We start from the raw sequence: 13,884 nt of genomic DNA, 5'->3' as shown, positions 1-13,884 counted from the left end.
GGGGCAGCGGGGTGCTGCCGCAGGCCGTCAGCAGCAGTGCTGCCAGCGTGGCCGGGGCGGCCCAGCGCGCAATCCGTGGTTCAGGACGGGAAAGCGGGGTGGTATCGGCGCTGCGGCGCAGGAAATTGGGCTGGGTCATGGTTTGGGCTGCCAGAGAGAGCCCCTGTTGTGGGGCGAGTGGGGCGCTTTGTACGTGGATGTTACCTGTGCGCACCCGCCTCTCCTTGTCAGCGTACATCCCGTTGCAAACCCGTGGCGCCCTGGGCTGCCGCAGTGATCAGCGAGGGGCGTCACTGGGTGCGCTAACGTCGGTCGGCGGCGGCGAGATGCTCTGGGCCAGAGGAGAACTGGGCAGTTTCAGGCGCAGCAAGGCGCGCACAAAGCCGTGGTCCGAGCGCGTGCGGTCGCGTCCCTCATGCAGGTGGTCGTTGAAATAATCCACCCGGCGCACATCGCCCACGCTGTTGCGCCCATTGGGCAGGAACTCCTCGCTGACCAGGATCTGGTCCAGCACATAGGGCGCGCCCTGGTGGATGTGGGAGTAGGCCACGTCCTTTTTCAAGGCGAAATCTCCCTGCAGGTCGTACGCATTGAACAAGGCCACATCACGGGCGGACCGGTCGTAGGCGATGTCGGTGGTGGCGCAGATCAGTTGCGTGGTCACGCTGTCGGGGGTGTCGTTGAAGTCGCCCAGCACCACCAGGGGCACGCTGGTGCGGTGCAGCAGGTCGATCACCAGGCACCGCAGCGCCATAGCCTCGGCGCCGCGCATGATCAGCGAGCGCAGCGATGCCAGTGCGACCACCTTGCGGTCGTCCCGGTCCTCGGTGGGCTGGCCTAGGGCATCCTGCAGAAACTTGGGACGTTTGGATTTGAGGTGGGCAGTGAGGACGTTGAGGGTTTGGCCATGCTTCATCCGCAACGTGGCCACGAGGGGTGGGCGCTCGAAGCGCGTGTGTTGGCCAATGCCAGGCACATCCACCTGAAAGCCCGGTGGGAAGTCGGCAAAGGACTGCAATGCCTCGACCTTGAGCCGCGTGGCCAGGCCCACACGGGGCGTTCCCTGTGCGCCCTGTTGGGTGTCGTTGTTCTCGGCCCCTGGTACGGCGACGAAGTCGTAGCGCAAGCCACCCCGACCCAGTGCCCCTTTGAAGGCCGCGTCGTCCCAGACCTCCTGCACCGCCAGTACATCGGCGTTCAGTGCCCGAAAGCGCTCGCCCAGCCAGGTGATCTTGCGTTCAAACTCGGTCTGGCTGTAGGGGTCCTGGTTCTCGTAGAACAGGCGTCCCGGATTGGCCAGGTTGAGCACATTGCAAGTGGCCACCATGAGGGTGTCCAGCGGTTGGGGGAGTTCGTTGGGGCGCATGAAGGGCGTACAGCGTAGGCGGGGTCACGACGGCTGCTCCCTGTATCAACTGGCCTGCAGCGCGCGGCCGGACAGCACTTGCAGCCCGGGTCGGCCCAACTGTACGGCACGGACGAGCGCACGGGCCACCTCCGCCCCGGGGCGGGCACGGTAGTTGGCAGGCAGGACCGGGTTCAGCCACTGAAACAGTTTGAGCGACAGGGACTCTGCGGGCCGGTGGGCTTGTTGCAGCGCCCGGCGTTCGCCCATCAGCAGGGATGGGCGTGCAATGACCAGCGTCTCAAAACCCAGCTGCTGAAGGTCGCGCTCAACCTCGCCTTTGACGCGGTTGTAAAAGATGCGCGACTGCGCATTGGCCCCCATGGCGGTGACCACGCCACAGCGAGTGGCGCCCGCCGCGCGCGCTGCGCGGGCCGCGGCCATCACGGCGTCATAGTCCACCGCACGGAACGCGCTCTGGCTGCCGGCTGCAGCCATGGTGGTGCCCAGGGTGATGTAAACATCATCGACGTGCGGCAAGGCGGGCATCGCCGCAAAATCCACCGCGTGCAGTTGCAGGCGGGGATGGTCCAGCGCTGGCGCACGCCGCCCTTTGGCGTGCAGCACATGGATGCTGGCGCCCGCTGCGTCCGTGGTATTGGCAGGGGGCGCTTTGCGCGTCTCAGCGGTTAAAAGAGCCGCGAGGACCGCCTGGCCCACGAGGCCCGTTGCCCCGGCCACCACCGCCACCCGTGCCTGATCCGCCGCCATAGCCGCCACCTCCAGAGTTGCGATACCCACCACCGCCGCCGCCACGGCGGCCGCGTTCAGTCATGCTGTCCACGCTGGTGCGCATGGGGTCGGGCTGACCGCCCGCACCGTGGCCCGAGCTGCGATGGCCTGGGTTGCTGTGACCCAGGTGTGTGCCCAGGTGCGCATTGGCGCGGGGGGGTTGTGCGTCATCGTAGCGATGACCACCGCCGCCTTCGGGGCGTGGGCCTCGGCTGCGAGCAGGTGCCTGGGCGGCGCCGTCACGGGCACCACCCCGGCCTCCGCGGCCGCCGCCGGCTGGACCCTGGGCGTTGCGTGGAGCTCCGCCGCCGGAACGGCCACCACCGCCACCACCGTTGCCTGCACGGGGGCCTCGCTCCCCGCCTTGGCCGCCGCCCTGGCCTGCCTTGTTGGTGCGGATGCGCTCCATCATTTCGCTGCGGGCGGCCTTGGCGGCTGCCTGCATCACATCACGGCTCGGGGGCTTGCCTGCGCCGCCCCAGATGGTCTGGCGGCCCATGGCGATGGGTTCCGCCTTCTCTCCGGGTTCTGGGCCAAAACCTTCGATCACCTGGACAGGAATCTGCTGCTTGGTAAAGCGCTCGATGTCCATCATGAAACCTTCTTCGTCCATGCAGACCAGGCTCACGGCTTCGCCCGTAGCGCCTGCGCGGCCCGTACGGCCGATGCGGTGCACATAGTCTTCGGAGACGTTGGGGATTTCGTAGTTGACGACGTGCGGCAGGTCATCGATGTCGATGCCACGTGCGGCGATGTCGGTGGCCACCAGGGCACGGATCTCGCCACTCTTGAAGCCCGCCAAGGCCTGCGTACGGGCACTCTGGCTCTTGTTGCCGTGCAAGGCCATGGCCTGCACACCATTCTTGGTCAGGAACTCGGCCACGTTGTTTGCGCCGAATTTGGTGCGCGTGAACACCAGCACCTGGCTCCAGTTGTGTTGCTGGATGATGTGCAGCAGCACCTGCTTTTTCTTGCCGCGGCCCACCGGGTGGATCACTTGCGAAATACGCTGCACCGTGGTGTTGCGCGGGGTGACCTGGATGCTTTGCGGGTTCTTGAGCAGGGTGTTGGCCAGCTCGCGGATCTCGTCGCTGAAGGTGGCCGAGAACAGCAGGCTTTGCTTGTCCTTGGGCACCAGGGCCAGCACCTTCTTCACGTCGTGGATGAAGCCCATGTCGAGCATGCGGTCGGCTTCGTCAAGCACCAGCACCTGCACGGTGGACAGGTCCAGGAAGCCCTGTTGCTGCAGGTCCAGCAGACGGCCAGGGGTGGCCACCAGGATGTCCACGCCGCGCTTGATGCGGTCGATCTGCGGGTTCATGCCCACACCACCGAAGACCACGGTGGAGTTGATGTCCAGGTACTTGCCGTATTCGCGCACCGATTCTTCGACCTGGGCCGCGAGCTCACGGGTAGGGGTCAGCACCAGGGCGCGGATGCCCTTGCCGCCAAACTTGTTCTTGGGTGCCGTGCCTTGCGAGAGGCGGTGCAGCATGGGCAGGGTGAACGCAGCGGTCTTGCCGGTGCCAGTCTGCGCGCCGGCCAGAAGGTCGTGGCCTTCCAGAACGGCGGGAATGGCCTGGGCCTGAATGGGCGTGGGGGTTTCATAGCCCGTTTCGTGCACGGCCTTCAGGATGGCAGGAGCCAGGTTCAGTTCGTCAAATGTCATGTCGTTGGATGCGCCCGTCCGGGGCGCTGGGTATCCGCCTGTCGTGCAACCGGGAGGTTGCTGAGCCAGTCTCAGGCTGATGAGGTTCAGGATTGGGAGCCCGGAAGCGTGGCTTCCTTCGTCCCCAGCAGTGTGCTGATGTGGCGGGCAACTGGAGCCCACAACGGGGGTATTGTCGCATGGACCGATAATCTAGGGTTTGAGAGCGCGTTCGGCGTCTTTTTGGAATGCTCCAAATGGCCCTCTGAACCTGCTCGGATGCAGACTTCCTGCCCACTTTCGCAAGCTAGAACCCTCCATGGCCCAATACGTTTATTCGATGAATCGCGTCTCCAAGACCGTGCCGCCCAAGCGGCAGATCTTGAAGGACATCTCCCTGAGCTTTTTCCCGGGCGCCAAGATTGGTGTGCTGGGTCTGAACGGCTCGGGCAAATCCACGCTGCTCAAGATCATGGCTGGCGTGGACAAGGAAATCGAAGGCGAAGCCATTCCGATGCCGGGCATCAAGATCGGCTATCTGCCCCAGGAGCCCCAGCTCAACTCGGAGCACACAGTCCGCGAAAGCGTGGAAGAGGCCATGGGCGAGGTGTTTGCCGCCAAGGCCAAGCTGGAAGAGGTGTACGCCGCCTACGCCGAGGCCGATGCGGACTTTGACGCACTGGCCGCTGAACAGGCTCGCCTGGAAGCCATCATTGCGACGGCGGGGACTGACTCCGAGCACCAGCTCGAAATCGCTGCCGATGCTCTGCGCCTGCCTCCTTGGGACGCCAAGGTCGGGCTGCTGTCTGGTGGTGAAAAGCGCCGCATTGCGCTGTGCCGCCTGCTGCTGTCCAAGCCCGACATGCTGCTGCTCGACGAACCCACCAACCACTTGGACGCTGAATCGGTGGACTGGCTGGAGCAGTTCCTGCACCGCTTTCCGGGCACCGTGGTGGCCATCACCCACGATCGCTACTTCCTCGATAACGCCGCGGAGTGGATTTTGGAACTGGACCGCGGCTACGGTCACCCCTACAAGGGCAACTACAGCACCTGGCTGGACCAGAAGCAGGCCCGTCTGGAATCTGAAAACAAGGGTGAGGAGGCACGCGCCAAGGCCCTGAAGAAGGAACTGGAATGGGTGCGCCAGAACGCCAAGGGCCGTCAGGCCAAGAGCAAGGCGCGTATCGCCCGTTTCGAGGAACTGAGCGACTACGAATACCAAAAGCGCAACGAAACCCAGGAAATCTTCATTCCTGTGGCCGAGCGCCTGGGCACCCAGGTCATTGAGTTCCACAACGTCACCAAGTCTTTCGGCGACCGTGTGCTCATCGACAACCTGTCCATGACCATCCCTGCGGGTGCCATCGTGGGCATCATCGGTCCGAACGGTGCCGGTAAATCGACCCTGTTCAAGCTCATCGCGGGCCGCGAGCAGCCGGACAGCGGTGAGGTGGTGATCGGCTCGACCGTGAAGATGGCCTTTGTGGACCAGCACCGCGATGCCCTGTCGGACGACAAGACCGTGTGGGAAGACATCTCCGGCGGCCTGGACATGATCAACATCGGCAAGTTCACCATGGCCAGCCGTGCTTACGCAGGGCGCTTCAACTTCAACGGTGGCGACCAGCAAAAGAAGGTGGGCATGCTGTCGGGCGGTGAGCGTGGCCGTCTGCACTTGGCCAAGACACTGATTGCTGGCGGCAACGTGCTGCTGCTGGACGAGCCTTCGAACGACCTGGACGTGGAAACCCTGCGCGCGCTGGAAGACGCTTTGCTCGAATACGCGGGCACAGTGTTGGTTATCAGCCACGATCGCTGGTTCCTGGACCGGATCGCCACGCACATTCTGGCCGCCGAAGGTGACAGCCAGTGGACGTTCTTTGACGGCAATTACCAGGAGTACGAGGCCGACAAGAAGAAGCGGCTGGGTGAAGAAGGTGCAAAGCCCAAGCGGATGCGTTTCAAGGCCCTCAAATAAAGGCCGAGGTCAAGTAGGATTGCATCTGGAAACCTCTTGTCCGATTCCTCCCTCCCACCATGTCCCTGCCCGCATCGCGTCTGAGAGCCGTTTTCCGCGCCTGCGTTGTCAACGCCGTTCGCGGTGGCGAGGCCTTGATGGGGCAGCTCGTCAAGGTCACCCAAAGTGCCTTGACCAGCGAGGAGTCGGCCAGCCGCAACATCCAGCAGCGTAATTTGTTCAGTGATGCACTGCGGCTGCTCAACGAGCACGAGGCTGCGCTGGTCAAGGGCTATCCCATGGCCTTGCTGGAAATATTTGCCGAAGGCCCTGCGGTCGCCAAGGGGCGCAGTTCGGCCGATGACACCGGCATGGACTTTGGCGAGCTTTCGCTCATGGACGAAAGCGAGATGCAGGCCCAGGTGGAACTGTCCAAGGCCCAGCAGTCTGCGCTGCATGCTACCGACGCCGTACTGGCCGAACTCAACACCCTGGTGAGCGCTGCGCAAGGTTTGCGCAGCGTGCAACCCGAGCGCAACCCTCTGCGGCCCGAGAGCTACATCCGTGCATTGCAGCAGGTGGTGGGTGAGACCGGCGTCTCGGCCGAGGTACGGCAGCTGTGGATGCAGCACATGCGCGACCTGCTCGGGAAGCTGCTGGCCGAAGAATACAAAAAAACCGCCCAGAGCTTGCGTGAGCATGGCGTACAGCCGGTGGGCTACGCAGTGCTGGGCACGCCTGCGGGCGGCGGTCGCGGCCAAGGCACCGGTTACGGTGGGTCTGGCTATGGCGGGCCCGGTACGGGTTACGGGGGCGGTTATTCCGGGTACGGCCCCTCAATGAACGCGCCCATGAGCGACTATGGCAACACAGGTTATGGGCGTGGTATGGGCCCCAGCACAGGCTGGAGCGGCGACTCCCAGCAGGGTGCCATGGTGCCTGTGCCCGTGGACGCTGCCGAAGAGGCATTGCTCACGGTCGGCATCCTGCGCCAGATGTTGGCGGGCGGTGATCCATTTGCCCCTCCTCCGGTCTACGGCGCCGTGCCCGCACAGGCGGTGGTCATGCCCAGCGGCGCGGGTCAGCCGGGCTGGGTGGACCCCCGCGCGGGAGCCGCCAGCGCTCAGTCATCGTTGGCCGGGGGCTACTACCCGTCGGGTGCGGCCGCTGAAGCGATTGAAGACATGGCGCAGCTGGAGCGCCTGGTGGGCCGTCTTGCCGGTGGGGGCACGGTCAGCCAGGCGGGCTCTTTGCCCGTGCCTCTCGCAGGCTGGCGTGGGCCTGGCGTTGCGCCGGTGGTCTATGCAGCCATGCCCATGGAGGCTGCTACCCAGTCCACCGCCATGGCGGTGGAGGTGGTGGGGCGCATGATGGCCAACATCTCCCAGGACGCCCGTTTGCTGCCCCCTGTGCAGCAGGCCGTCAAGAGCCTGGAGCCTGCGCTCAAGCAATTGGTGCACCACGACGGCCGGTTTTTTACCGACAGCAGCCACCCTGCGCGCCGCCTGCTTGATGAGCTTACGCAGCGCAGCTTGGCATTCACCGCCGAGACAGAGCCTGGCTTCAGCCGCTTCATGCGACTGGTGACCGAGGCTGTGGGCCACCTGTCTGCCCATGAGGTCAAGGACGCGGGGCCGTTCGACACCGTGCTCAAGGCGCTGCAGTCTGCCTGGGACACCCAGGAGCAAAAGATCAAGGCCCAGCAGGAGGCCGAGCAGAAAGCCAAATTGCAGGCGGAGCAGCGCGAACTGCTGGCCGAGAAGATCGCAGCCGATATCCGCAAGCTGCCGGATGTGGACAAGGTGCCGTCGGACGTGCTGGATTTTGCGGCGGGCCCCTGGGCTGACGTAGTGGCGCTGGCGCAGGTGATGCGCAGTGACGATAGCCAGGAAGATGACCCCAGCGGTTACCTGGCGCTGGTTCCGGTGTTGCTGTGGACTGCGCAGCCTGACCTCACGCGCCAGGAGACGGACCGGCTCAACGAAGCCATCCCCGGCCTGCTGGCCAAGCTGCGCAAGGGCCTCAAGACCATCAACTACCCTGCGGTGCAGACCAGCGCATTCTTGCAGCGGCTCGTGGCGTTGCACCAGGCCGCTTTTGAAAAACCGGCTCCTGCCCCAGTGTCCGCCCCTGCGGGAGAGCCCGAAGTGGCCCCGGAGGCGACAGAGCCGTCCGAATCGGCAGAGGCGTCCGCTCCTGCACCGCAGGACAGTGCCCAGGCGCCGCTGGACACCCCGGACCCTTACGCTGATTTTGTCATCGGGGCCTGGGTGGAGCTGGTGACCAATGGCCGGGTGGTGCGCACTCAGCTGACCTGGGCCAGCCCGCATGGCACCCTGTTTTTGTTCACTGCGCCGGATGCCAGCACCCAATCTATGACCCGCCGCATGCGCGACAAGCTGGCGGCCGAAGGCTCGCTGCGCGTGGTGCCGGCCCAGCCGCCCAAGCCCGCCAAGCCTGCGGTCCGCGCTTCGGGCTCTACGGAAACGGGCGGGGTAGATCGCAAGTCGTCCGAGGGTCGTACGGGCTTCGGCTCCAAAATGGCGCCGCTGTCCAAATCCGCCCCCCTGGCCCCGGCTTCGGGTGCCAAGTCACCCAAGAATCGCTGATCGCACAGACACGCGCGCTGCGGGTGCCACCTTGAGGCCGCGAGCGGCCTTGTGCAGCTGTAGAGCTGGTCAACGCCCAGTTACTGCTGCACTCCCTGTTTCCGTCACGCTGTTGTTCGTCATCCCTTCGCCCGGAGTGCTGTGGTCAGCAGATCCACCAGCCCCTTCCGACGCGCGCAGCAGTTTTTTGCGCACCAGGTGGATGTGGTTGCGCAGGGCATACAGCTCGTCCGCATACGACAGAGGCACGCTCACCTTTTCGGCCTGGGCTTCCAGTCCGTCGAGGGTGCGCAGCAGGGTTGAGGGGTCGCTTTTGCCCATTTCCAGGTCGTTTTCGATCTCGCGCAGGCGGCCATACCAGCGGAACACCCGCGACCGCACCCGGAACTGGTAGAGCGGCGGCACGATGCGCGACAGCGGCAGCATGATGGCCAGCAAGATGCCCAGCACCAGCCACATGCGCTCAATCAGGTTGGCCATCCAGAACGGCAGGTAGCGTTGCAGCATGGGCACCGGCTCGTTCATGGCGCGGTCGCCCTCCTTGGCAATCGGCAGCTCGCTGCCGCGCGTGTTGGGAAACTCACGCGCCCGGTTGAACCAGCCCGCGCCGCTGTGCAGCTTTTGTGCGTTCTGGGCAAACAGGGTCAGCAGGGCGGGGTGCGTGCCGTCGCGCGCCAGCAGGGACGTGGTGGTGGCCACGAGCCGAACATCGCGTTGGGGCACGTTGGCCGCGAGGTCCACCACCCCGCGTGGCAAGGTCACGGGGGTGAGGAACGGAAACCGCCTTGCGTAGGCCTCGTGCTGCGCAAAATCCAGCAGCTGCACGCCGGGCGTTTGCAGCAGCATCTGCACCATCAGCGATTCAGGCGCCGAGGCAAATACCAAGGCGTCGAGCCTCCCCGCCAAAAACTCCACCGTCGCGGGCGTCTGTTCCAGGCGCGATAGCTTGACTGCGCTGGGCTCCACCTTGTTGGCCTGCAGCAGCCGCTCGATCAGCGTGGGCACGCCGCTGCCCTCCGACCCCACATTCACCCGCCAGCCGCGTAGCTGCCGCAGGCCATCAAGCCGGGGAGCGTTGTGCATGCGCTCTGCTGCATCGGTGCGGTAGAACAGCCACAGCGGCTCTACAAACAGGCTGCCCAGCGATACTAGGTTGTCCGGATCATCGGGCTGCAGTTCGGCCGTGCCGCCCTGTACAAAAGCGACATCGGCCTGGCCGTCGCGCAGAAGCTGCAGGTTGTGCGATGAGCCCTCGCTGGGCAGCAGAACCACATCAATGCCGTCGGCCGCCAGCGCCTTCTGGTAGCGCTTGCCAAACTCCTCATAGGCACTTTGGGCAGGGCCTGTGGCCAGGGTCACCGTCTTGGGGGGATTGGGGTTGAGCCACCAATAGGCCAGCACCAGCAGCCCGACCGCCAAGAAGGCGAGGGGGCCTGCTGACACAATCAGATCGCGCAGAGTGAGGAAAGTGTTGCGAAAGGCCTGGGGCATGGGGGTGGACAAACAGAGCGAAACGGGGCGGCGGTATGCCTGGATGGGATGGCGGGGCCCCTGGGTGGTCCCGGAGCCATACCTCGCTATCAGCGAGCCGGTGGATTATCCAGGCAGGCGTGGCGGCGACGCGCACCAGCTCCGGGCATCCCGCACCGGGAGTCGCCCAGGTCTCAGATAGCTGGAGGACTAAAACCGCCGGCCAGCGAGGGCTCCTACTGCGGCAGGCGCCTGCGTTGGCGCTCATAGGCCATACATTCCTGCAGCGAGAGCATGTCGTTCTGGTCCACATCCGCTGCCTCGAAGTAGGCCATGCGTGCCTGCACCACCTCCTTGAACGACAGCTTTCCGTCCCCGTCCTTGTCGGCTGCCGCCAGCCGCCTCAGTTGGCCTTTGCCAATGCGGGGCAATTGGCCCAGCTGGGAGAGATGGACGTAGCCCTCTGCATCGGGCCCCAGGCTGTGCCAGCTCTGCACGATGTCCTGGTGGAACTCGTCCAGCGACACGTTGCCGTCGTGATTGAGATCGGCTGCCGAGCAGATGGCCTGCAGCCGGTGGGTGAGGGTTGGCGCCACCGGTTTGTGCGCCTTGGCAGGGCGTGGTGGCGTGGTGGGCGACGATACGGAGTTGTCGGCCGCATTGGCCGCGTGCGTCGTTGTTGCCAGCACCAGGGCGCAGGCGCCTGCACAGATCCATTGAAGAGTTGTTTGCATGGGACCTCCTTACCACCACCAGCGTTGGCTGGGGCTGCGGTTGCAGGGCCAGACCATGGTGTGTGCCCCAGGGCGGACCTGGCCTGCGTCTACATCCAGGCATTTGCCGGTGAGCTGGCTCACGATCTGCCCGCCCAGGGTAGACCAGCTCTGGCTGCGCGAGCCCGAGCAGGACCACAGCACTACCCGCGCGCCGTCCCGTGGGTCGCCTCGGTCCACGTCCACGCACAGGTCGCGCACCCGGATCTCACCACCCCGCCCCACCGCAAAACGCTGGGACGCTGTCCCGTTGCATTCGTACACCTGCAGGGTGGTGCCGGGCTGGAATTTGCCACCCCTCACGTCGAGGCACAGGCGACCGTCCACCCGGATCTCGCGCCCCCAGTCCCCTCCCTGGCCGGGGTAGTCCGGGTACTCGGGGCGACGGTCGTTGTCGTGCCGGTTGTGGTTGGCCAGCAACGCAATGCCGGCAATGGCCGCCACGGCCGCCACAGCTGCTCCGGCATTGGAGCCGCTGCTGCTACCGGATGCATAGGTGCGTGTGATCTTGAAACGTCCCCCGCAACCACCGTTGGTCCACAGCTCGCGATTGGTCAGGTCGTAGCCCCAGGTGCGGTTGAAGCGGCAGGCCCCCTGGGTTTGTTCCACCAGATCCACCTGGGTCACGTCGTCCGCGAGGCGGTAGGAGGTGTAGCCGCCGCTGGACTGCAAATCCACCAACTGGTCCTGCGCCTGTGCCGTCGGGGTACTCACGAGCATTGGCAGGCACAGCAGCCATGCATGTTTCCTAAAGGCCTGGTCTCTCATGGGTTCACTCTCCTTGTTCCGATCAGGGGCCATGGGGATGGGTGTAGCGCAGTGGGCCCCGGCCCAGGGCACCAACCGTCACCGGCATCATAGGACGGTCTGATGCTTGTGCGCCCGGCGACAGGGGCGCCATCGGCGAGCAGCGGGGGCTGTTCGTGCATGATGGCGTCGCGCTGGGGCAGCCCATTGTCTGCCTGTGTACTACCCACCCACTGCCGTGTCCGATGAAACGCTTCTATGTCGTTGCCTCCATCCCACTGCTGCTGGCGGCGCTCATCCCCATTGCTGCATCCCTGTGGGTGGCCCACCGCCAGGCCAAGGAAGACCAGGTCGCCTATCTGACCTCGTTGGCAGACGAGGTGCTGCGACGCGGCGTGGCCTCGCGCCAGCAGCTGGTGGCGGCGCTCAACGATCTGGACGGAGATCCGCACCCCGCTTGCAGCCAGGCCAGCCTCACACGCATGCAGCAGCTGGTGGGCACCTCGTTCTATCTGCAGGGCATGGGGGCGGTCAGGGACGGAGCGTTGGTCTGCAGTACCCTCACCGCGGGCAATGAGGTGGTACCGCTCACCGGCAACCACATGGTCACCTCGACGGGTATCTCCACCTGGATTGGCGCCCGCCTGCCCTTTGCCCCGGAGCAGCCTTTCAACATCTACGCCCGCAACGGCCATGCGGTGATCATTCACCCGGGCATCGTGATTGACATGCCTGTGCTTCATGCGGATGTCGCGCTGGGGCTTCTGATCAGCACGCCCCGCGCGCTGATCCGGTCCAAAGGTCCGCTGGATACCCGGTGGCTGAACCTCTACACGCCCCATGTGAACAACGTGGCTGAAAGCGAGACTCACTACATCGTCTTTCGGGTGTCGAAGGAAAACAATGTGGCGGCGGTCGCGGCGGCTCCCAAGGCGCTGGCCCACGAAGGGCTCAAGGCCCAGGCGCTGATCCTGGCACCCCTGGGGCTGGTGGCCAGTGCCCTGTTTGCGCTGGGCGTGGCGATGCTCACCCGGTGGCAGTTGTCGCCACGCGTCAGACTGCGGGCGGCCCTGCGCCGGCACGAGTTCTTCGTGCTCTATCAGCCCATCGTGGATCTGGAAACCGGCCAGTGGGTGGGGGCGGAGGCTCTGCTGCGCTGGCGTCGCCGCAACGGCACCCTGGTGCCCCCGGATGAATTCATTGCAGAAGCGGAGAAGGCCGGTGTGATCGCACACATCACGCGGTACGTGATGGATGTGGTGCTGGCCGACTTGCCCGAGATGCTCAAGGCACGCCCGGGTTTTCATGTGAGTTTGAACCTCTCCCCCCAGGATCTGGTGGCCGACGGACCCGTGCAGTACCTGCAGCGGCGCTTCAGCGCCATGGAGATGCCGCCGGGCGCGCTCATGCTGGAGGTCACCGAGCGCGGGCTGGTGGACATCGAGGCTGCACGGCCCGCGCTGCAGGCTGCGCGGCAGATCGGTGCATCGATTGCGCTGGATGACTTCGGTACGGGTTACTCCAGCCTGTCCATGCTGGAGTCCATCGACATCGACACCCTCAAGATTGATCGCATCTTCATCGCCAGCATCGGCGCGCAAGCCGCCATCAGCCCGGTGACTACCCACATCATCGAAATGGCCCACATGCTCAAGCTGGCACTGATTGCCGAGGGCGTCGAGACTCAGGACCAGGTGGACTTCCTGATTGCCCGGGGTGTGCGCCAGGCCCAGGGTTGGAAGTTTGCCCGTGCCATGCCGCTGAATGATCTGCTGGCCGGCATGCGCCCGCAGCCAGCCGTTTCACCACGTGGCTCGGCGCAAGATTGATCCCGCCCTGTTGGATGGCGCGGCAGGGGATGGGGGACGCTACTTGATCAGCAGCGCCGATCCGCTGCCGTGAATACGAAACACCGCCACAGCACTCACAAGGTCATCGGCCTGCCCACGCAGGCTGGATGCAGCAGCAGCCATCTCCTCCACAAGGGCCGCATTCTGCTGCGTGGCCTGGTCCATCAGCGTGACGGCCTCGCTCACCTGCGTGACCCCCGAGCTTTGCTCAGAGCTGGCAGCACTGATCTCCCCCATGAGGTGGGTGACGTTGCGTATGCTGGCAACCACCTCTGTCATGGTGTGGCCGGCCTTGTCCACGAGAGCCGTGCCGTGTTCCACGCGGCCGACACTTTCCGTGATCAACTGCTTGATCTCCTTGGCCGCAGCCGCGCTGCGCTGGGCCAGGTTGCGCACCTCGCTGGCCACCACGGCAAAGCCCCGCCCCTGGTCACCGGCACGGGCAGCCTCCACGGCTGCGTTCAGCGCCAGGATGTTGGTCTGGAATGCAATGCCGTCGATCACGCTGATGATGTCATTGATCTTGCGGCTGGAGTCGTTGATGTCCTTCATGGTGGTCACCACCATGGCCACCACGTCACCGCCTTGTTGCGCGACGGTCGACGCTGAATGCGCCAGGCGGTTGGCATGGATCGCGTTGTCTGCGTTCTGCTTCACTGTGGAGCCCAGTTGCTCCATGGAGGCAGCGGT

General features: G+C 65.0%; 10 protein-coding genes. 3 read left to right on the top strand and 7 right to left on the bottom strand.

Features of this window, described 5'->3' with window-relative positions:
* Positions 1-277: 277 nt before the first annotated feature.
* From DBR23_RS19770 to DBR23_RS19760, 3 genes are read right to left on the bottom strand one after another with little or no spacing between them, the layout of a single operon-like run.
* Positions 278-1,366, bottom strand: a complete 1,089-nt coding sequence (locus DBR23_RS19770; RefSeq protein ID WP_108499337.1) for an endonuclease/exonuclease/phosphatase family protein — start codon at positions 1,364-1,366, stop codon at positions 278-280.
* 45 nt (positions 1,367-1,411) lie between these two features.
* Positions 1,412-2,116: a nucleoside-diphosphate sugar epimerase gene (locus tag DBR23_RS19765; protein WP_108499336.1), complete on the bottom strand. Its 705-nt coding sequence runs from the start codon at positions 2,114-2,116 to the stop codon at positions 1,412-1,414.
* Positions 2,028-3,806, bottom strand: coding sequence for a DEAD/DEAH box helicase (locus tag DBR23_RS19760; RefSeq protein ID WP_108499335.1), 1,779 nt, complete (start codon positions 3,804-3,806; stop codon positions 2,028-2,030). The genes DBR23_RS19765 and DBR23_RS19760 overlap by 89 nt, the downstream gene beginning before the upstream one ends.
* A gap of 298 nt (positions 3,807-4,104) precedes the next feature.
* Here DBR23_RS19760 and ettA point away from each other — a divergent pair, with 298 nt between their 5' ends.
* On the top strand, positions 4,105-5,766 hold the full coding sequence (gene ettA / locus DBR23_RS19755; protein ID WP_056064117.1) for an energy-dependent translational throttle protein EttA: 1,662 nt from the start codon (positions 4,105-4,107) through the stop codon (positions 5,764-5,766).
* Positions 5,767-5,825: 59 nt separating this feature from the next.
* Positions 5,826-8,354: a DUF1631 family protein gene (locus DBR23_RS19750; protein WP_108499334.1), complete on the top strand. Its 2,529-nt coding sequence runs from the start codon at positions 5,826-5,828 to the stop codon at positions 8,352-8,354.
* Positions 8,355-8,423: 69 nt separating this feature from the next.
* Here the strand turns inward: DBR23_RS19750 and DBR23_RS19745 are convergent, their stop codons facing one another.
* From DBR23_RS19745 to DBR23_RS19735, 3 genes are all read right to left on the bottom strand, one after another.
* Complete coding sequence (locus tag DBR23_RS19745; RefSeq protein WP_108499333.1) at positions 8,424-9,845, bottom strand: TAXI family TRAP transporter solute-binding subunit; 1,422 nt, start codon at positions 9,843-9,845, stop codon at positions 8,424-8,426.
* 215 nt (positions 9,846-10,060) lie between these two features.
* Positions 10,061-10,558: an EF-hand domain-containing protein gene (locus DBR23_RS19740; protein WP_108499332.1), complete on the bottom strand. Its 498-nt coding sequence runs from the start codon at positions 10,556-10,558 to the stop codon at positions 10,061-10,063.
* Positions 10,559-10,567: 9 nt separating this feature from the next.
* Positions 10,568-11,365: a lectin gene (locus DBR23_RS19735; protein WP_108499331.1), complete on the bottom strand. Its 798-nt coding sequence runs from the start codon at positions 11,363-11,365 to the stop codon at positions 10,568-10,570.
* A 224-nt stretch (positions 11,366-11,589) separates the two neighbouring features.
* On the opposite strand from DBR23_RS19735, the gene DBR23_RS19730 reads away from it, so the two are divergent.
* Positions 11,590-13,173 carry an EAL domain-containing protein gene (locus DBR23_RS19730; RefSeq protein ID WP_108499330.1) on the top strand — a complete coding sequence of 528 codons (1,584 nt, stop codon included), beginning with the start codon at positions 11,590-11,592 and terminating at the stop codon, positions 13,171-13,173.
* 39 nt (positions 13,174-13,212) lie between these two features.
* Here the strand turns inward: DBR23_RS19730 and DBR23_RS29730 are convergent.
* On the bottom strand, positions 13,213-13,884 hold a 672-nt coding region (locus DBR23_RS29730), incomplete at its 5' end, for a methyl-accepting chemotaxis protein (RefSeq protein ID WP_233250592.1).

It is taken from the genome of Acidovorax sp. HMWF018 (genome assembly GCF_003061035.1).
In the GTDB taxonomy this organism is placed as follows: Bacteria; Pseudomonadota; Gammaproteobacteria; order Burkholderiales; family Burkholderiaceae_C; genus Acidovorax; species Acidovorax delafieldii.
The sequence above is the reverse complement of the archived record's forward strand: the minus strand, read 5'-3'. Positions and strand labels throughout refer to the sequence as shown.

What these genes read in the sequence shown, in the direction of transcription:
- DBR23_RS19765 (WP_108499336.1), bottom strand. Translation starts at nt 2,116, where the DNA reads ATGGCGGCGGATCAGGCACGGGTGGCGGTGGTGGCCGGGGCAACGGGC.
- DBR23_RS19740 (WP_108499332.1), bottom strand. Translation starts at nt 10,558, where the DNA reads ATGCAAACAACTCTTCAATGGATCTGTGCAGGCGCCTGCGCCCTGGTG.
- DBR23_RS19770 (WP_108499337.1), bottom strand. Translation starts at nt 1,366, where the DNA reads ATGCGCCCCAACGAACTCCCCCAACCGCTGGACACCCTCATGGTGGCC.
- ettA (WP_056064117.1), top strand. Translation starts at nt 4,105, where the DNA reads ATGGCCCAATACGTTTATTCGATGAATCGCGTCTCCAAGACCGTGCCG.
- DBR23_RS19735 (WP_108499331.1), bottom strand. Translation starts at nt 11,365, where the DNA reads ATGAGAGACCAGGCCTTTAGGAAACATGCATGGCTGCTGTGCCTGCCA.
- DBR23_RS19730 (WP_108499330.1), top strand. Translation starts at nt 11,590, where the DNA reads ATGAAACGCTTCTATGTCGTTGCCTCCATCCCACTGCTGCTGGCGGCG.
- DBR23_RS19745 (WP_108499333.1), bottom strand. Translation starts at nt 9,845, where the DNA reads ATGCCCCAGGCCTTTCGCAACACTTTCCTCACTCTGCGCGATCTGATT.
- DBR23_RS19760 (WP_108499335.1), bottom strand. Translation starts at nt 3,806, where the DNA reads ATGACATTTGACGAACTGAACCTGGCTCCTGCCATCCTGAAGGCCGTG.
- DBR23_RS19750 (WP_108499334.1), top strand. Translation starts at nt 5,826, where the DNA reads ATGTCCCTGCCCGCATCGCGTCTGAGAGCCGTTTTCCGCGCCTGCGTT.